The sequence below is a fragment of the Lysobacter sp. 22409 genome, from assembly GCF_052045105.1.
Taxonomy (GTDB): domain Bacteria; phylum Pseudomonadota; class Gammaproteobacteria; order Xanthomonadales; family Xanthomonadaceae; genus Lysobacter; species Lysobacter antibioticus_B.
In genome coordinates, this window is record NZ_JBQEOE010000006.1 from 121935 (window position 1) to 140444 (window position 18510).

An 18510-nucleotide genomic window follows, 5' to 3' on the forward strand; every position below is an offset into this window, starting at 1 on the left:
GGCAGGCGCGCAACAGGAACGCGCGCATTTCAGACATCGGATAAGGAGCAGGTCCATGCTTAAGATCGACAACGTAGATACGCTTCACGACCATGTGGTCTATGGCGACGACGCCAACGACTTCACCTATTACATCATGCCGAACGCGCCGAACTTCGCGAAGATGGCCAGCGGCGGTCTGGCGCTGCGCTTCGTCGAGTACGGCCAGATCCGCGAGGACGGGGGCAAGAAGTTCGGCGGTTTCATCGCCTTCGACACCGAGCTGTCGGTTCCCGCCGACGTGCAGACCAAGATCGCCGCCGAGCTGCAGAAGAAGCTCGCCGAGAAGTACAAGGGCAAGACGCCACCCAAGGTGGCGATCGCGCCGGTGACCTGGACCGACGGCACCGTCGAGCTGCTGCTGACCGAGGGCGGCGCCCTGGTCGAGAAGATCCGCGGCGCCGGCAAGCCTTCGATCTACGGCAAGAACGTGGCCTCGTTCATGGTCGAGCTGTCCGAGCTGGGCACGGCGATTTTCAAGGAAACCCTGAGCACCGGTTCGGCTTCGGCGGTGCAGGTCGTCTACAAGATGAACCTATACATGCGACTGCCGGAAATGAAAGCCTGGGGCACCTGGAACGCCTCGGAGTTCTACAGTTTCGTACAGACCATCGACACCGAAGACAACTGGTACAGCGAGGACAGCTACACCGAGGCGGTCAGCTCCAGCCGCTGGAAGAACGATGTCACCAAGAGCCACTTCGAGTTCGTGCAGGCGCCGAACCTCAGTGCAGAGGACAACGCCAAGCTCGAGGCCGACATCCGCGCGATCATCAACAAGCAACTGGAAGCGGCGGTGCAGCGCAACCTGCTCAAGGAAATCGCCGAGGTCGACCCGAACACCAAGGAGCTGCAGGAAGGCCAGGACATCGAGGACATCCGTCGCAGCATCAACAAGACCCAGATGGCCAACGTGCGGGTGGAGTGGAGCGAGGCCAAGGCGGTCATCGTCAACCGCAACCCGCAGGGCATGTTGCCGACCATCACCTCGCTCAAGGACGACAAGAACAAGCCGCTGAAGTGGGAGGACTACTACTCCAAGATCAACCTGGACGAGTTCCTCAAGACCGTGCAGGTGGTGATGCGGGTCAACGCAGACTTCGCCAACCTGCCGATCCACAGCGTCGAGGTCAAGATCCGCTACCCCTATGGCCCGAACAAGAAGGTGCAGGAATTCGTCTTCACCAAGCCCGACGACGTGGCCAAGTTCGAGGCCTTCGTGCACGAGGGTAAGCGCGACTTCACCTATCAGGTGACGGTCAACTACAAGGGCGCGACGTTCAAGCAGGTGTCGGAGGAGATCAAGACCGACGACACCAACCTGACCATCAACGTCGACGACCTCGGCGTGCTCGCGCTCGACATCGGCCCCGGCGACATCGACTTCGCCCAGGTGCCGCGCACCCAGGTCACGGTGCGCTACAAGGGCGGCAAGCAGCCGGTCGAAGCCAAGTTCAACATGACCAAGGACACGCCGACCTTCCAGCTGCGCAAGATCATCGGTGCGCCGCGCACCAACGACATCGACCTGGAGTTCCTGTATACGCTCGCCGACGGCCGCCAGGTCAAGAAGACGGCGAAGCAGCAGGCCAAGGAGCTGTACGTCGACGACCCGTTCTCGGCATCGAAGACCATCAGCTTCCGCGCCGCCGGCGATCTGACGGCGGAAATCGCTTCGATCACCGTCGATGCCAGCTATACCGATACCGCCAACAAGTACGCGCAGAAGAGCATCGTCACGTTGTCGAGCGAGATGACTTCGTTCGACTGGACCTTCCCGGTCGTCGACGAAGCCCTGGGCGAGGTCAAGTACTCGGTCACCACCTTGTTCGCCGACGGCACCAGCAAGGAAGAGGCCGAAAAGGTCGCGACGCGCTCGACCATCCTGGTCGGCAAGAAGCTCGAAGCGCTGGAAGTGGCGGTGGTGCCGGACTTGCTCAATTGGGATGAGCTGAAGATGGTCAGCGTGGCCTTGTCGCACGGGCCCAAGCGCATCGACCTGCGCTTCAAGCCCGGCGACGAGGAGAAGAGCTGGAAGTTGCCGCTCAACGACGGCGACGCGCCGGAGTACAAGGCCACGGTCACCTACTTCCTCAGCGACGGCAAACGCAAGGTGGTGGGCCCGGAGACCAAGACCGACCTGACGGTCTTCCTCGAGCTTCCGGCCGCCTGATCGCACGCAGCCCGGCCACACGCTGGCCGGGCCCTGCGACGGCCGACGCGTCACCCGAACGTTCCATCACGCCTGACTCGGAAGGAGTCCGATCATGCTTCTCCTCGACAGCCGCACTCGCGAGATCAACGGCATCTCGGTCTTCCCCGACCATGCCGATCCCGAGCAGTGGTACTACATGCCGACCACGCCGCACCTGACCACGGTGCGCGACAACACCCTCGGCATGGACGTGCCGCAGTTTCTCCTGATCGGTTTCCGCGGCGACGCGGGCACCGGCGGGTTCCTCAATTTCGACTGCAACATCGGCGCCAGCCAGAAACAGCTCGACGATCTCGCCCGCGAGATCGCCAACAGCGAAAACCTGCGCAACAAGCCGCGCATCGCGCCGGTGCCGCTGGAAGACGGTACGGTGAAGCTGCTGATGCTGGGCAAGGCCAGCGGCGACGTCGCGCCCACGCCCGGCGCCGGCCCGCAGTTCGTGCTCAAGATCGACCAGTCGGCCAAGCCGGCCCTGTACGGATCCAATCAGGCCGCGTTCTCGGTGCGCCTGGACCAGGACGGCTACACGGTCATGGAGCAGTGCCTGGAAGGCGAGATCCTGCCGGTGGCGGTGATCTACTCGCTGGATTTCCTCGGCCTGCGCCCGGCCTACAACATCAGCCTGAAGGTCGATTGGGAACGGGTCCAGAAGCACATGGACGAAAGCTTCTCCGGCGGCAACATGTTCTTCTCCACCGAGATCGGCAAGGCGGTCGACGAATTGGTCGATAACCGCGCGATCGTGCTGGAGGCCGACACCTTCGTCGCCGAGGGCGACGACACCCGTGGCATCATCGACCGCCGCGACGCCGCCCTGGCGCAGGTGCGCAACATGATCACCGACGCCTTCTTCCAGGTTAGCCTGCCGCCGTGGACGCCGGAGAAGAAATCCGACTTCGAGCGCGGCCTGGATGCGATCGGCAAGTTCGCCGCGCAGTCTTCGGCCCAGGCAGCCGGCGGGCCGATCGGCGCGCTGATGCCGAGCTTCAGCTACAAGCGCATGGACTACAAGCGCGTCGACAAGAAGAAGCTCAACGTCAACTTCTCCGAACGCGTGGCGATCAAGCGTTCGATCTATCCGCAGGGCCATCTGGCGGCCTTGTTCAAGACCATCCGCGAAGGCAGCGTGCCGCGCGAGCGCCTGGTCAAGCAGATCAGTCTGGACAACGACTTCTTCAAGAAGCGCCGGGTCAAGGTGATTTCGCGCGCCGACCTGGCCGCCGACGACATCGGCAGCATTAACGTGCGCGTGCGTTATGGCGACAAGCCGATGAACGCCTTGCTCGGCGCGAACGCCGGCGAGGCCAGTTTCGAGTGGCTGAGCCAGCTCGAACGCGGCTCGATGAAACGCGACGTACAGGTCGAGTACGAAGTCAGCTTCAAGGGCGTGGACGCGGCCGAACGGCCGACCAAGCTCAAGTCCAAGCCGCAGATCTACGACGTCGAGAACATCGAGATCATCCCGCGCGACCTGTACACGATCAACACCGTGCCGGTGCTGGCCGAGAACTTCCCGTGGGAGCGCTACAGCTCGATCGATGTGTTCCTGCGCTACCGCGACCCGGCCAACAAGATCAACCAGAGCGACCTGGTGCGGCTGACCAAGGATGCCCCGGGCGGCAGCTGGAAGATGTTCATGCTCGACCCGGCCAAGGTCAACTACGAGGTACGCACCGTGTTCCATGCGATCGCCGGCGGCGATGTGGTGCGCGACTGGACCACCCAGGACGAGCCGCAAGTAACGGTACGCAACCCGTTCCCGACCCGGCGCGTGGTGCAGGTGGTGCCGAACTTCAACTGGAGCGAGGTGCAGGAGGCCTTCGTCGACCTGCGTTACGTCGATCGCGCCAACGACCTGCTGGAGGAAAAGCAGATGTCGTTCCAGGAAGGCTCCGCCGCGCAGACCTTCGCCGTGGACCTGCGCAACCCCGAGGTCAAGGGCGTGTTCTACAGCGTCAGCATCCTCTACAAGGACGGCCGCGACATCGAGGAAATCCCCGAGTCGGTGACCAACGGCAACCGGGTGATGCTGAAGTCCGGCATGAAGGGCCGGCGCATCGTCACGGTCAAGCCGCCGGCCGATTTCGCCAAGCGCAAGATGCGCCGCACCAAGGTGTCGCTGCGTTTCGAGGACTTCGCCGGCGGCCTGTCGTTCGCCGAGGACTTCGAGTTCGACAGCGCCCAGGCCACCGGCGAGTTCGAGTACGACTACCTCGACCCGGCACGCATGCGCTACGAGTACAAGGCCAGTTATCTGCTCGAAAACGGCACCAACAAGACCACCAACTGGGCCGCGACCGACGCGACCGACCTGGTGTTGAAGATGCCTTGAGGTTCGCGGTGGCTGTCCGTCCCCGCGGAGGCGGGGATCCGGTGGCGATGGAGTCGTTGGACTCGATCTCTATGCGTGTCCGCTCGTCGCGGCGCGCCTGAGGTCGGCGACGACTTCGCGGTCCCGGGCTGCGGCGCGCAGCGAACGCGCCAGGTCGCCGCACCGCCGCGGGTTACGTCCCGCGGCGGTGAGGTCCCCACGTACAAGGATCGTTCCGCCGCGCGCATGCAGCCGCGAGGAACTCTCGAATTCTGGAGTTCGTCATGCTCAGCCTCGAAAAGCCGATCACCGTCGACGGCATTACCGTGTTCCGCGATCACGCCGACAAGAACCAATTCTGGGTCTTGCCGGGTCCGCCGCAGTTGGCCGTGCGCGCGGCCGACAAGCGCAAGGAATTCAGTTTCCTCAAGTACCGCGTCGCCGACGCCACCGCGGCCGACAAGGGCGGCGGTTTCGTGATGTTCGTGACCACCCTGCAGCTGTCGCCGCAGATGGAATCGAAGATCATGGGCCGGCTCAATTCAGAACCCGGCGTGTCGCCGCCGGTGCGCCTGACCACCGCGACCTTCGAGGAAGGCTCGGTGCAGTGCATCGCCTTGAACGTGCAGGGCAGCGGCGGCACCTCGGCGCAGCCCGCAGCGCCCGGCACCTTCAACGCGGTCGAACACATCCTGGGCGCATCGGTGCCGTCGATGGACGCGGCCAATCGCGCGGCCTTCAGCCTCAGCCTGTCGGCCGAGGGCGCGACGATACTGGAGCAGGCGCTCAGCGACGGCATGACCCCGATCGGGGTGATCTACGACCTCAAGTACCTGGCGATGCGGCCGGCCTTGCGGGTCACCATCACCGCCGACTTCGAGCGCATCTTCAATCATTTCAGCGCCAGCCTCGAAGGCCAGTACGCCTGGTTCAAGGCCGGCATCGACGCGGCGTTCGAGTCGCTGGTGCAGAACGGCGTCATCGACATCCAGGTCGAAGCCTTCACCGACGCCGAAGACCGCCGCGACCAGGAAAAGTGGGCGCTGGATTTCTTCAAGGACGATCTGCTGAGCAAGTGGTTCGAGCCGACCCTGACTCCGGGGCAATTGGCGACCGATGCGGCGCGTGCCGGCCCGGGCACGGGAACCGGCAGCAATACCGGTGGCACCGGCGGCACGGGTGGCGGTACCGGCGGCACTGGCGGTGGTACGGGAGGAACCGGTGGAGGCACCGGTGGCACCGGCGGCGGTACAGGAGGTACCGGCGGGGGAGGAACCGGTGGCGGTACGGGCGGTACTGGTGGCGGCACTGGCGGTACGGGCGGCGGAACGGGTGGAACCGGCGGCGGCACCGGTGGTTCAGGTGGCGGCACCGGAGGAACCGGAGGTACAGGCGGCACTGGCGGTGGTACGGGCGGTGGTACGGGTGGTACCGCGCCCGGTGGCGGCTTCAACGGCACCAGCGGCACTACGACCGGCACCGGCGGCGGCACCGGCGGCACAGCGCCGACCGCGCCGCAGATCCAGCCGGCCGCGCTCGCGGTCGAATTGCAGGAACCCACGCCCTTGCCCGCGGGACAGTCGGTCACCCACACGCCGGCCGCGAACGGCTTAGCCGAAACCATCACCGTGACCGGCGCCGGCGCGGTGGTGAAAGTCGAGAGCCAAGTGGTGACGCCGGATGCGCAGGGGCGCATCTCCGTCACCGTCAATCCCGACTCGAGCAAACTCATCGAAGTCGAATGGCCGGCGGCGACGCAGGAGCAGACCTTCGGCCTGTTCTTCGACTTCGACAAGCCGGCCGCTGCCGGCTGGCGGCTCAATCCGCCGTCGCAGCAATACCGCGCCTATGTGGAAAACACCACGACCGATCCGCGCTACCGCGATGCTTCCGGCACCTTGCGCATCGAGGGCGACGGCAACTGGAGCGGCCCCGAACGCGGCGCCGCACGCCTGGAGGCCTGGGTGCGCAGCCTGCCCGCGCCGCGTAACGTGCGTCTGGAAGCGTACGCCAGCCACGAGCACGTGAGCGGCGCGAACGAAACGCAGCGCAATGCGCACAACCAGGCGCTGTCGCAGCGGCGGCTGGAAGTCGCTGCCGCGGTGGTGCGCCGCGGCGGCGGCAACTTCACCATCACCCCGGCCAACGCGCACGGCGACAGCCCGGCCAGCGGACGTCCGGGCTCGCATTCGGCGATGGGCGGCGACCCGGACAATCGCGTCGTCCATGTCATCGGCCGGGTCGCCGGCACCACGCCGAGCCGCTGGCGCGGACGTCTGGCCCGGCCGGCTTCGATCACGCCACAACCGCAACCGCAGCCCCAGCCGCAACCGCAACCCCAGCCTCAGCCTCAGCCTCAGCCTCAGCCGCAACCGCAACCGCAACCGCAACCGACGGTGCCGACGCCGCCGACCGCGATGAGCCTGTCGCTGAAGCTCAAGTTCGTGCGCCAGGAAGAGCGCAAGAAACTGACCCTGCGCTACAACCGCGCTGAGGCCACGCGCCGCACGTATGCCCCGCAAGGCTTCTTCGGCTTGATGCTCGGCGATCTCAGCGACAAGTCGAAGTACTTCAAGGAAATCGACCTCGACGATCCGTTCTTCCGCCAGTTCGCGGTCGAAGCCAGCATGCCGATCGCGTTCGAGCCGATCAATTTGTTGTCGGCGCAGGTGGCGCTGGATTACGGCGACAAGAGCAAGCCGCGCGATCACAAGCATGCCGACTTCGTGTTCGGGCCGGGCGAAACCGGGGTCAAGCGCTTCGAGGTGTTCATGAACGCCACGCGCGACATCGACTACGACGCGTCGTATCAGTACCACTTCGACCCGCAGTCCGACTGGGCCGCCGACCGAACCTCGTACACGATCCCGGCCGCCTCGACCGAAGACCGGACCATGTTCGTGAACCCCTACGAGCACGTCGAGTTCCGCCATATCGAAGCGATCCCGGGCGATATCGACTGGGACGTGGTCGACTCGATCGACGTCAAGCTGCAGGCGCGCGGTTACTCGCAGCCCGAGCCGAAGACCACCTTGAAGCTGACCAAGGAGTCCGGCCCCAAGACCTGGCGCCTGCGCGGCGCCAAGCCAGGCCCGGCCAACCGCGGCGTGACCTATCAGCTGGTGCAGCGGCGCAAGGGCGTGGCCAATCCGGACCCGGCGACGCCGCCGGTCGAGCTCGACGTGCCGCAGCTGATCGTCCACGACAGCTTCGAGGATGCCTTGCAGCTCGAGTTCATCCCGGTGTTCGACCCGGCCATGGTCAAGCGCGTCTACATCGACGTGAAGTACGAGGACGGCGCCTACAAGCGCAACGAACGCATCGAGATGGCCGGCAGCCAGACCGACCCGGTCAAGCTGCGCATCGCCCTGAAGAACAAGGACCTGCGCAATTACCGTCGGCGCTTCACCTTCGTCGGCATGCAGGGACAGTTCGATCAGCGCGCCTGGGTCGCCGAGACCGAAGAACTGGTCGCGGTGCAGTGACATGCGCAGCGATACCGTTATCGACACGCGCGGCGATACCGAAGCGGCCTGGCTCGCGCCGATGCAGCAAAGCCTCGGTGCCGACATCGCCGGCCCGGTCGCCGCCACCTTGCGGCGACTCGGCACGGTGCTGCCGGCGCAGGCCGCCGCCGCCGCTGGCCTGCTGGGCGGCGTACTCGCGCCGCTCGGCCGTTCGGTCTGGCCGGAAGTGGCCGGCAGTTTCAGCAGCCTGACCAATACCGGCATGCCGGTCGAATTCTCCTGGAGCTCGCGCGAGCCGGTGGTGCGGTGGGCGACCGAAGTCGCCGCGCCGGAAGTGGCCGATCGCGAGCGGCTCCTGCTTGCGGCACAGGCCTTGGATTGGCAAGGCGATTTGGGACCTTGGCTGGACCTGCAGCGCGAAGGTGCGATGAGCTTCGGGGCGTGGGCGGCGGCGCGCCATGGAGAAGGCACGGCGACCAAGCTCTACGTCGACCTGCCCGATGGGCGTTTACCCGCGGCCTGGCGCGACAAGCATGTGTTGTTCCGTTCGAACCTGATGAGCTGGCGTCTGAGCGGAGTGAACTGCGACGGCAGCGTCGAGTTCTACGCGCGCGCACAGGAACTCGATTGGCGTGCCTTGCAAGGGATGGCAGGTGCGGTGCTCGGCGACAGCGCCGCGATGATGGCCATGCTTGCCCGGGTCGTGCCAGGTTCGGAGTTGCCGCGGCCGAGCGGTATCAGCCTGTCGTTCTCGGCCGACGGTTCGCCGCGTGCGTTGAGTTGGTTCGTCGTGGCCAAGGCGATGTTCCGCGACGATGCCGAAGTGACGGCCAAGCTGCGCAGTCTCGCCGACGGCGTGCCGGCGCAGCTTTACGAGGCCTTGGCGGCCGGGCCGGAGGACGGGCGCTGGCGCCACGGCATGATCGGCGTGGTCGCCGACATCGCCGGCCGCAGTTGGGTGCAATGCGGGCTGCGGCCGACCTGAGCCTGCGTTCGTCGGTCGTGGGTGTTTCTGCGCCAAAAACAAAAAGCCCGGCGATGCCGGGCTTTTTGTCGACGCTCGACGATCCGCAGATCGGTCGACCGCTCAGTTGACCGGTGCGTAGCGCAGGGTCAGGAACCACTCGCGGCCGGGCTGATTGAAGTACGAAGAGGTTTCGTACTCGCGGTCGAACACGTTGGCCACGCGCGCCTGCAGACTCAGCGCGGGGGTGATCGCGTACTCGGCGCGCAGGTCGAGGGTGCCGTAGCCGCCCAGGCGGGTGCTGTTGGCGACGTCGTCGTAGCGCGAACCCGAGCCGACCGCGGTCGCACCGAAGCGGAACTTGCCGAAGCTGCGGTCCAGGTCGATGCGCGCGCTGTGCTTGGCCCGGCGCGGCAGGTCGTTGCCCTGGTAGAAGCCGGCGCGGTTTTCGGTGTCGAGGAAGCTCGCGCTCGCCGCCAAGGTCCATTGCGCGAACGTGGTGTCGATGCCGATCTCGGCGCCGCGCATGCGCGCGCGGTCGATGTTGTTGGGCAGGTTGATCGACGAGTCGTAGGTAATCAGATCGTCGGCGCGGGTGTCGAAGCCGTCGATGCGGGCGTTGAAACGCTCGCCGCGATAGGCCAGGCCGAGCTCCCAGGTCTTGGACTCTTCCGGGCGCAGGGTCGCGTTGCCGAAGAACGGGTAATACAGCTCGTTGAAGGTCGGCGCCTTGAACGCGGTGCCGTAGCCGACGGTGACGCGCCAGCGCTCGGCGAAGTTCAGGCCCCAGGCCGCGCCGCCGGTGGTGTGGCCGCCGAACTGTTCGTTGTCGTCGCGGCGCAGGCTGGCCTCGAACGACTGCGCGCCGAAGCGGCCCTGGTACTGGACGAAGCCGGCCTTGTTGTCGCGCTCGCTTTCGTCGTACACGGTGTCGCTGTCGACGCGGTCGCGCAGCCAATCGAAGCCCGCGGTCAGCACGTGGCCTTCGGCCAGGGTGAAGTCGCCCTGCAAGGTCGCACTGTCGCGATCGGTCTTGAAGAACCCCATTGGCACTTCGCCGAGGAAATTATCCGAGCTGTCGACGTTGCGGCCGGCCAGCAACTGCAGGTGAATGGTTTCCGACGGACGCCATTGCAGCTTGCCGCCGATCACCTGCTGCACGGTCTCGGAGCGGTTGACGAAGCTGCCGTCGTAATCGTTCTCGCCTTCCGCGCGCAGCGCCTGGCCTTCGATGCTCCACTGTTCGTTGAACTCGAGGCCGCCGCGCAGAGACAGGGCGTGGTTTTCGTAACCGTCGCGGTCGGGCTCGTCGGTGAAGCAGCCGGCGAACACCGGGAAGCCGGCGCCGCGGCAGGCGTTGATGCCCTCGGTCTTGCGGAAGCTGTAGTCGGCGCCGAACCAGCCGCGCTCGCTGCGACCGCCGAAGCCGGTGCCGAATTCGAGGCTGTCGTTGCTGCCGCCGCCGACGTGCACGCGCGGCGCGAAGCCCTGCTTCTCGCGGCGGGTGAACACCTGGATCACGCCGCCGATGGCGTCGGCGCCGTACAGGCTCGAACGCGGGCCGCGCACGATCTCGATGCGGTCGATCAGTGCCAGCGGCAGGTCTTGCAGCGCGGCCAGGCCCGAGGTCGGCGAGCCGACGCGGATGCCGTCGACCAGCACCAACACGTGGTCGGACTCGCTGCCGCGCAGGAACAGGGTGGTGAGCTTGCCGGCGCCGCCCTGGTTGGAAATGCTGATGCCGGCGCGGCCGCGCAGCAGGTCGTTGAGGTCGCGCGCCTGGCTGCGCTGGATGGTCTCGCGGTCGAGCACGTCGACCGGGGTCAGGGTGTCGTTGACGCTGACCGCGGTGCGGTTGGCGGTGACCACCACCTCGTCGAGGTCGGTGGCGTCGCCGGCCGGAGCGGCGAGGGCGGCGGTGGGCAGCGCCAGCGCACAGGCGATGGCAAGCGACAGATTCAGGGCGTACGTGTTCGGGGCGGACATGGGTAAAGCTCCAGCGCGCGCACCCGGAGGCGCGCGACGACGACGGCGGAAGGCGGTTGCGAGGAGGCAGCGGGCCGTGCAGACAGCCGGATAGCAGCCGCCGCGACGCCCTCCGCATCGCAACCTGTGGCGCCTCAAGGCCGGTCTCCGGACTCGCAAGCGCAGCGCCGACGCGGGGTCGGGCTGCCGATCGCGGCGCCTTCCCGTGCCGAGCACAGTGGCGGTTGCCGCGATCTGTCTTGCTTACCGTTGCGGGGGCAGTGCCGGACTGGCGCCGATCCTCCCGCAGGAGAGGGCGCGTCACCGGCTTCCCGTTTCAACCCGGCGATGGAGAAAGCCGCCGGGTCACCTTGAAGCGGTGCGCAGTCTACGCGAAGCCGGCGCCCGGGGCCAAAGCCGCGGGCGGGCGGAGCGGCCGGCCGGAGGGGGCGCAGCGGCGCCGACGGGCTCAGTCGCGCCCGTCGTCCTCGTCGTGGCCGCCGGGGCGGTCGTCGTCGTCCAGGCCGTTGCCGTCCAGACCGCCGCCCTCGAATGCGTCGTGGCGTTCTTCGGCGTGCACGGTGGTGTGCACCGGCGCGGCGGCCGGCTTGTTGCGCGGCGGCGGCAGCAGCGCGGTCGCGGCTTCGGCGGCCTGGATCAGCTGTTGTCGGCGTTCGTCGCTGATCTCCTGCCAATGGCAGTCCAGCAGCGCGCCTTCGATCGCGTACAGCAGGTTGAGCGTCGGCTTGAAGCCGGCGCGCTTGACGCGCATGAAGGCCTCGACCGTGCCGATCGCGGAGATGTCCTCGTGCGTGCGCAGGCCGACCTGGCGCAGCCAGGCCGCGCTCTTGGGGCCGATGTTGCGCATCTTCGGCGCGGTCATGCCAGCGCCTCCACGTACACGCGCGCCAGCGCTTCCAGGCCGGCCTGGTCGTCGGCATCGAAACGGTCCGGAACCGGGCTGTCGAGGTCGAACACGCCGATCAGGGAATCGCCGTGGACCAGCGGCACCACCACTTCCGAACGCGAGGCGGCATCGCAGGCGATGTGGCCGGGGAAGGCGTGCACGTCGGCGACGCGTTGGGTCTGGCGGGTCGAGGCGGCCGCGCCGCACACGCCCTTGTCGAGCGGAATGCGCACGCACGCCGGCAAGCCCTGGAACGGGCCGACCACGAGTTCTTCGCCGTCGTAGAAATAGAAGCCGACCCAGTTGAGTTCCGGCAGGGCATGGCTGACCAACGCCGACAGGTTGGCGGCATTGGCGATACGGTCGCGTTCGCCGTCGAGCAAACCGCGCGCCTGGGCGAGCAGCTGCGCGTATTGCTCGGGCTTGTCGCCCGATAGTGCGGAGGTTTTAAACATCATCGGAGTGTAACAGCGGCATCCGCCGCCACTACCATGGTGGACTCCACGCCCCAGGGAAAAGCGCGAGATGAGTCACACCCAGCCCCCGGTGGAGGCCGGCTCCCGACCAACGGCCGCGTCCGCGGTGTTTCCGCGCGGCGTGTTCGTCACCGGCACCGACACCGGCATCGGCAAGTCGGTGGCCAGCGCGAGCTTGTTGCACGCCTTGCGCGCGCGCGGGCTGCGCGCGGTCGGCATGAAGCCGGTGGCGAGCGGTTGCGAACGCACGCCCGAGGGTTGGCGCAACGAGGACGCCTTGCTGTTGCAAGCGGCCAGTGCGCCGAGACCGCACTACGACGACGTCAATCCCTACGCCTTGCCGCAGCCGTTGGCGCCGGAACTCGCCGCCGCGCAGGCCGGCGTCGAGATCGCGCTCGCGACGATCCTCGCCGCGCATGCGCGCTTGGCGGCGCAGTCGGACACGGTGGTGGTCGAAGGCGTCGGCGGTTGGGCCGCGCCGATCAGCGCCACGCTCGACCAGATCGACCTGGTGCGCGCGCTGGACCTGCCGGTGGTGTTGGTGGTCGGCCTGCGCCTGGGCGCGATCAATCACGCGCGTTTGAGTGCGCGCGCGATCCAGGCCGACGGCGCCCGCCTGGTCGGCTGGATCGCCAACGACATCGACCCGCAGATGGCGCGCGCCGACGACAACTTCGAGATCCTGTGCCGGCGTCTGCCGGTGCCGTGCTGGGGGCGTCTGCCGTATCTCGCTTCGCCCGATCCGCAGGCCCTGGCGGGGCGCTTGCAGCCGTTGTCCTAGCGCGGCGATCGCTCTGCAGTCCGCCTGCGATCCGTGGCGACGGCGAAGGCCGAATCGCGGGCAACAAAAAACCCGGCAGCCGAAGCTGCCGGGTTTTTCGTATCCGCCATGACGGCCGGAGAGAGAGACGGTGCGCTTACTTGGTCGCGGCAGCAGCCGGAGCCGTCGCCTTCGCCGCGGCCTTGGCGGCCTTCTCGACGTTGGCCTGGGTGGCCTTGGCAGCGGTTTCGATCTGCGACTTGGCCAACTCGGCGATCGCTTCGTTGGTCTTCACGGTGCGGCCGAAAGCTTCCTGGCCGGTGCTGACAGCGCGCTCGACGTTTTCGCGAGCGATCTGCGCGCCCTTCGGCCACAGGGTCTTGAAGGCTTCCAGGTCGCGGGCTTCGGCGGCTTCACCGAAGAAAGCGAAAGTGGCGTTGACGCGGTCTTCGATGGCAGCGACCTGCAGGCCGAACACGGCCTCGGCGTTGTCGAGGGCCAGACGGTTGACCTGAGCGGCCGTGTCCGCGAACTGGCGCGTAGCGGCGGCGAACTGTTCGTTGAATTGCTGGTACATGGCTGAGCTCCTGAAAGGTCCAGACGGAGAACGACTGGATTGTGCGGTGCAGCATAGGCGGGGTTTTGTTGCGATGCAACATCGAGCCGACGAGCGGTCGAAAGCCGTTCAGAAAGCCTGCCTGTTCAGGTAGTTAGCGACCAAGCAGCCGTTCAGGCAAAGCCTAATCCGGGGCCATGACCACGGCGTTTCCGGCGTCTGACAAGGCGCCGGCCGGGCCGATGATCGGGAGGGGAAGGGCGAGTGCCCCTGGCTCAGCCGCGGTAGCGGCAGCCGGCGGTGCAGGTCTCGTGGACCACGATTTCGCTCAACAGCGGCAGCACCGGCTTGAGCTGGTCCCAGATCCACACCGCGAGGCGTTCGCTGGTCGGGTTTTCCAGGCCGGGGATGTCGTTGAGGTAGTGATGATCGAGGCGGTCGTAAGTCGGCTGGAACGCCTTCTTGACGTCGGCATAGTCCATCACCCAGCCGGTGTGCTCGCCCAGTTCGCCGGTCAGGTGCACCTCGATGCGGAACGAATGCCCGTGCAAACGCGCGCATTTATGGCCTTCCGGCACGTTCGGCAACCGGTGGGCGGCTTCGAGAGTGAAGACCTTGAAGATGTTCACAGCAGTCATAGTGCGGTACCGGGTCGGGCGGTGGCGCGTCGCGCGATGGCGCGGCGTGGCGCGTGATCTGGGGCGACGTAATCTGGAACGATCGGGAATCCTGGGCCGGCGCGCATCCTGGCGACGGATACGAAAAAGCCCGCTGCGCTGGCGGGCCTGGGTCTTGCTGCGCGGCGATTCTATGGTGGCTATGGGTGGACTCGAACCACCGACCCCAGCATTATGAGTGCTGTGCTCTAACCGGCTGAGCTACATAGCCACGGGGAACCGCGAATTCTTCATGCCGGACGGGCTCTTGTCAATCGTCTGAGCGCATCGCGACCGACTTGTTTACCCGACTTGTCGTCCCGGCCACCCCGTGGCAGAGTCGGACACAGTGAATTTGGAGTCCGCATCGTGATCGATCCGGACGGCTACAGGCCCAATGTCGGCATCGTGTTGATGCACCCGGACGGCCGCTTGTTCTGGGCCCGCCGCGTGCATCGCGATGGCTGGCAATTCCCGCAGGGCGGGATGAATACCGACGAGACGCCGCTCGAGGCGATGTATCGCGAGTTGCGCGAGGAAACCGGTCTGCTCCCGCAACATGTCGAAGTGCTCGGCGCCACCCCGGGCTGGCTGCGCTATCGCCTGCCGCGGCGGGCGATCCGCCGCAACGACCGCCTGGTCTGCATCGGCCAAAAACAAGTGTGGTTCCTGCTGCGCCTGACCGGCGAGGAGTCGGACCTGCGCCTGGATCTGACCGACAAGCCCGAGTTCGATCACTGGCGCTGGGTCGATTTCTGGTACCCGGTCGAGCACGTGGTGATGTTCAAGCGCGGCGTCTATGCCAGCGCCCTGCGCCATCTGGCCCCGTTCGCGCGTCTGGTCGCCGGCCAGCAGGCCGTGCCCGCGCCCGGTCCGGATGCCCGGTCGCACGAGGCCTACCTGTCGGGCTGCAACCACCCGCGGTCGCGGGCCTGCGGCGGGCCCGGCAATCCGGTGCGCGGCAGCGGCTCCGAATCGGGCAGCTGAACCTCCCGGACCGGGCGGGCGGCCGAGCCCGACTGACCCGGCTGACCCGGCTAGGCCTACCGCCGGAACCGTCCGGCCGGGGCCGCACGGCATTCCAGCACTTGGTTGCTTTCTGTTAATTGACAATCATTCGCATCCATGGCGGAATGGCCCTGCAGCCATCCGGCTGCATGACCGACAGCCCACGCCCGTGTACGTCTGCATCTGCAACGGAGTCACCGACCGCGACATTCGCCAGGCCGCCGAAGCCGGTTGCCGCAGCGTGCCCGAGCTGACCATGCGCACCGGTGCCGGCGCCAATTGCGGCAGTTGCCTGGAACTGGCCACCTCGCTGCTCGAACAGGCCCGCAACGTGCGCGAGCTGCCGCTGGACGTGCTGCAACAAGCCGCCTGAGCCGCGTTGTCTGCGGGCCATTCGGCCCGCCGCTCCCTGTACTACCCCGCCGATCCGCTCACACCGCGCCGCCCTGGCGCTGGGCTGGACCTGTCCGTTCCTGGCGTGTCGCGTCACCGGCTCGGACGATCGCCGCGACCGTTCGTCGACGGCCCCGAACGACAGTGATTCTCGACTCCCGTTGCGCACGATTCGCGTTCCGTCATGGCGTTCGCGAAAGGGCTAAAGTGCCGCCCATTGCAACGTCGGAGCACGGCCATGAAAGGCGATCCCAAGGTCATCGAATATCTCAACAAGGCGCTCTACAACGAGCTGACCGCGATCAACCAGTACTTCCTGCACGCCAAGATGCTGAAGAACTGGGGCCTGAAAGAATTGGCCGAACACGAGTACCACGAGTCCATCGACGAGATGAAGCATGCCGACAAGCTGTCGGACCGCATCCTCTTCCTCGACGGCCTGCCGAACTTCCAGGCCCTGGGTAAGCTGCGCATCGGCGAAAACCCGCGCGAACTGCTGGCTTGCGACCTCGCGCTCGAACTCGAAGCGATCCCGCTGCTGCGCGAAGCGATCAAGTACTGCGAGACGGTCAGCGACTACGTCAGCCGCAAGCTGTTCGCCGACATCCTCGATTCCGAGGAAGAACATGTCGATTGGATCGAGACTCAGCTCGCCCTGATCGAGCGTCTCGGCGAGCAGAACTATCTGCTGACCAAGATCGAGGAAGGCTGAGGGCGGTTTAGTAACGAGTGGCAAGGAGCGAGGAGCGAGCAACGAGTAAGGCGTTCGCTGCCGCTGCACTGTTCCAGCAGCTATCCAGCCAGCCGCGCGCAAGGCGCGCCGCCAGCCAGACAACAGAAAGCCGCCGGCTTGCGCCGGCGGCTTTTTTTGTGAGCGATCATGGCGGGGCCGCGTTAGCGCGCTTTGTCTTTGCCTTCGCCCCCACTCACTCCTCACTCCTCTTAACTCATTTCCAGCTCTTTCGGTTTGCGCCGGAACAGCTTGCGCCAGATCCACCACAGCACCGTCGCGATCAGCACGCTGATCAGCACGACGATGCCGAGGGTCACCCAGGGGTAGGCGAAGACCAGGGCGAGGCCGCCGAGCACCGCGGCGTCCTCGGTGACCGAGGCGGTCCAGTTGCTGATCGGCTCGGGCGAGGTGTTGAGCAGGGCACGCGAGCCGGACTTCAGCAGGTGGCTGGTCAGGGCCACGCCGGCGCCGGCGGCGAGCGCGCCCGCGCCGAGCTCGCCGTCGGGCGACATGGTTGCCGCGGCCAGGAAGGCGCCGACCGGCACCCGCAACAGGGTATGCAGCAGGTCCCAGCCCGAATCGACGCCGGGGATCTTGTCGGCGAAGAACTCGCCGGCGGCGAGCAGGCCGCAGACCCCGAGCACCCACGGCGACTGGGTCGCCTGCAGGGCCTGCGGCAGGTCCAGCCAGCCTAGCCAGCCGGCCAGGCCGACGCCGAACACGGTCAGGTAGACCCGAACCCCCGACAGCCAGGCGAGAACTACGCCAACTGCGAACAGGTGCGCATCGGACATCGTGGCATTCCCGTTAAAATTTAAGGTTGAGTATAGGTAAAGCCGGCGGTGTGAGCCGTCGTCGTCGAGCATGGCCAAAGTACCGCCGCCCCGTTTCGTCATCGTCCAGCAGCAGCCCGACAAGCGTCCTTATATCTGGAGCGCCGTGGGCGTGGCGTGGTTGGTGTCGCTGCTGGTGGCCTGGTTCTGGTCGCAGTCGCTGGCCGCGCCGCGGCTGCCCAAGCTGGTCGCCGAGCTGGAAACCACCCAGCGCGAGCTGCGCGACCGCCAGAACCAGCTCGACCGGCTGGCCCAGCGCGAAGCCACCCTGCAGCGCTCCGACCAGATCAGCCGCGCCGCCAACAAGCAGGTGCAGGGCTCGCTGGCCCAGCGCGATGCCGAGATCTCCGACCTGCGCGCCGACATCGCCTTCTACGAGCGCCTGGTCGGCGCGACCGCGCCGGCCAAGGGCCTCAACGTGCATTCGGTCGAGTTCCAGCCCGAGACCGGCGGCACCTGGCGTTACCAGATCGTGCTGACCCAGAACCTCAACCGGGGCGCGGTCAGCAACGGCGGCCTGCAGTTCCAGGTCGAGGGGGTGCGAGGGGGCAAGCTCGCATCGATCGGTTGGGACGAGTTGCACCAGAAGCCCAAGGCACCGATCCAGGACTATTCATTCCGTTACTTCCAGCAACTCGGTGGCAGCGTCATGTTGCCGGCCGGATTCACCCCGCAACGCGTGCGCGTCTCGCTGCGTGGGGAGAATGCGGCGATCGAGCAGCATTTCGCCTGGAAGAGCGGCGTTACCGTAACCGGGGAAACTTAAGCGATGTTCAAGACCAACAAACCGACCCAGATCCGCGAAGGCCAGGTCGACACCATGATCGGGCCGCAGGTGGTGATCCGGGGCGACCTGCATTTCAGCGGCGGGCTGTACATCGAAGGCCGGGTGATCGGCAAGCTGGTGGCCCAGGACGGCCAGCCGGCCAGCCTGACCTTGGCCGAGAACGGCAGCATCGAGGGCGAGGTGCGGGCGCCGATCGTGGTGCTCAACGGCGAGCTCAACGGCGATGTGTATGCCAGCGAGCGGGTGGAACTCGCCGCCAAGGCGCGGGTCCAAGGCAACGTCCACTACAAGGTCGTCGAGATGACGGCCGGTTCGATGCTCACCGGCCGTTTGATTCATGTCGATGCCCACACCGCGGCGTTGCCCGCGCCTGAAGCCCTGATTACCGCGGATGCCCTGATGGATTGAGGGGCGCCGCCCCAACCCCCAAGACGGAACGG

At 66.6% G+C, this 18510-nt stretch carries 16 protein-coding genes, 1 tRNA gene and 1 riboswitch; of the genes, 10 read left to right on the forward strand and 7 right to left on the reverse strand.

The annotated features are described in order from the left end of the window. The first annotated feature begins 55 nt into the window (after positions 1 to 55). The 4 genes from ACTJJK_RS05190 (at position 56) to ACTJJK_RS05205 (ending at position 9017) form a co-directional block, all read left to right on the forward strand. Positions 56 to 2212: a hypothetical protein gene (locus ACTJJK_RS05190; RefSeq protein WP_440729669.1), complete on the forward strand. Its 2157-nt coding sequence runs from the start codon at positions 56 to 58 to the stop codon at positions 2210 to 2212. 94 nt (positions 2213 to 2306) lie between these two features. Then, positions 2307 to 4586 (forward strand): hypothetical protein, encoded by a 2280-nt coding sequence (locus ACTJJK_RS05195; protein WP_440729670.1) that lies wholly within the window; start codon positions 2307 to 2309, stop codon positions 4584 to 4586. Positions 4587 to 4849: 263 nt separating this feature from the next. Next, positions 4850 to 8050, forward strand: coding sequence for a hypothetical protein (locus tag ACTJJK_RS05200; protein WP_440729671.1), 3201 nt, complete (start codon positions 4850 to 4852; stop codon positions 8048 to 8050). A gap of 1 nt (position 8051) precedes the next feature. Next, the gene (locus ACTJJK_RS05205) at positions 8052 to 9017 is read left to right on the forward strand and encodes a hypothetical protein (protein ID WP_440729672.1); all 966 of its coding nucleotides are present in this window, start codon (positions 8052 to 8054) and stop codon (positions 9015 to 9017) included. Between the two features lie 102 nt (positions 9018 to 9119). Here ACTJJK_RS05205 and btuB read toward each other — a convergent pair whose 3' ends face one another. From btuB to ACTJJK_RS05220, 3 genes are all read right to left on the reverse strand, one after another. Then, positions 9120 to 10982, reverse strand: a complete 1863-nt coding sequence (gene btuB / locus ACTJJK_RS05210; RefSeq protein WP_440729673.1) for a TonB-dependent vitamin B12 receptor — start codon at positions 10980 to 10982, stop codon at positions 9120 to 9122. 121 nt (positions 10983 to 11103) lie between these two features. Further along, positions 11104 to 11350, reverse strand: a riboswitch (cobalamin riboswitch). Positions 11351 to 11430: 80 nt separating this feature from the next. Beyond that, positions 11431 to 11844: a TfoX/Sxy family protein gene (locus ACTJJK_RS05215; protein ID WP_223620931.1), complete on the reverse strand. Its 414-nt coding sequence runs from the start codon at positions 11842 to 11844 to the stop codon at positions 11431 to 11433. Further along, entirely contained in the window at positions 11841 to 12323 is a 483-nt protein-coding gene (locus ACTJJK_RS05220; RefSeq protein ID WP_031371151.1) for a GAF domain-containing protein, read from the reverse strand. Before ACTJJK_RS05220 ends, ACTJJK_RS05215 begins: the two co-directional genes overlap by 4 nt. Positions 12324 to 12450: 127 nt before the next feature. Here ACTJJK_RS05220 and bioD point away from each other — a divergent pair, with 127 nt between their 5' ends. Further along, positions 12451 to 13125 carry a dethiobiotin synthase gene (bioD, locus tag ACTJJK_RS05225; RefSeq protein ID WP_440729691.1) on the forward strand — a complete coding sequence of 225 codons (675 nt, stop codon included), beginning with the start codon at positions 12451 to 12453 and terminating at the stop codon, positions 13123 to 13125. Between the two features lie 136 nt (positions 13126 to 13261). On the opposite strand, the gene ACTJJK_RS05230 is transcribed toward bioD, so the two are convergent. From ACTJJK_RS05230 to ACTJJK_RS05240, 3 genes are all read right to left on the reverse strand, one after another. Beyond that, a complete protein-coding gene (locus ACTJJK_RS05230) occupies positions 13262 to 13681 on the reverse strand; it encodes a phasin family protein (protein ID WP_031371153.1) in 420 nt (139 codons plus the stop codon). A 254-nt stretch (positions 13682 to 13935) separates the two neighbouring features. Further along, a complete protein-coding gene (gene queD / locus ACTJJK_RS05235) occupies positions 13936 to 14289 on the reverse strand; it encodes a 6-carboxytetrahydropterin synthase QueD (protein ID WP_031371154.1) in 354 nt (117 codons plus the stop codon). 182 nt (positions 14290 to 14471) lie between these two features. Continuing rightward, positions 14472 to 14548 (reverse strand) — tRNA-Met (locus ACTJJK_RS05240). 137 nt (positions 14549 to 14685) lie between these two features. Between ACTJJK_RS05240 and ACTJJK_RS05245 the strand changes: the two genes are divergently transcribed. The 3 genes from ACTJJK_RS05245 (at position 14686) to bfr (ending at position 16429) form a co-directional block, all read left to right on the forward strand. Beyond that, complete coding sequence (locus ACTJJK_RS05245) at positions 14686 to 15303, forward strand: RNA pyrophosphohydrolase (RefSeq protein WP_051884608.1); 618 nt, start codon at positions 14686 to 14688, stop codon at positions 15301 to 15303. 190 nt (positions 15304 to 15493) lie between these two features. After that, complete coding sequence (locus ACTJJK_RS05250) at positions 15494 to 15697, forward strand: (2Fe-2S)-binding protein (RefSeq protein ID WP_031371156.1); 204 nt, start codon at positions 15494 to 15496, stop codon at positions 15695 to 15697. A gap of 258 nt (positions 15698 to 15955) precedes the next feature. Next, positions 15956 to 16429: a bacterioferritin gene (gene bfr, locus ACTJJK_RS05255; protein ID WP_031371157.1), complete on the forward strand. Its 474-nt coding sequence runs from the start codon at positions 15956 to 15958 to the stop codon at positions 16427 to 16429. A 230-nt stretch (positions 16430 to 16659) separates the two neighbouring features. Here the strand turns inward: bfr and ACTJJK_RS05260 are convergent, their stop codons facing one another. Then, the gene (locus ACTJJK_RS05260; RefSeq protein WP_031371158.1) at positions 16660 to 17244 is read right to left on the reverse strand and encodes a DUF4126 domain-containing protein; all 585 of its coding nucleotides are present in this window, start codon (positions 17242 to 17244) and stop codon (positions 16660 to 16662) included. Positions 17245 to 17314: 70 nt separating this feature from the next. On the opposite strand from ACTJJK_RS05260, the gene ACTJJK_RS05265 reads away from it, so the two are divergent. Together ACTJJK_RS05265 and ACTJJK_RS05270 are read left to right on the forward strand one after the other, a co-directional pair. Beyond that, the gene (locus tag ACTJJK_RS05265) at positions 17315 to 18049 is read left to right on the forward strand and encodes a DUF6776 family protein (protein WP_031371159.1); all 735 of its coding nucleotides are present in this window, start codon (positions 17315 to 17317) and stop codon (positions 18047 to 18049) included. A 3-nt stretch (positions 18050 to 18052) separates the two neighbouring features. Continuing rightward, positions 18053 to 18478, forward strand: coding sequence for a bactofilin family protein (locus tag ACTJJK_RS05270; protein ID WP_408950996.1), 426 nt, complete (start codon positions 18053 to 18055; stop codon positions 18476 to 18478). The last annotated feature ends 32 nt before the right edge of the window (positions 18479 to 18510 follow it).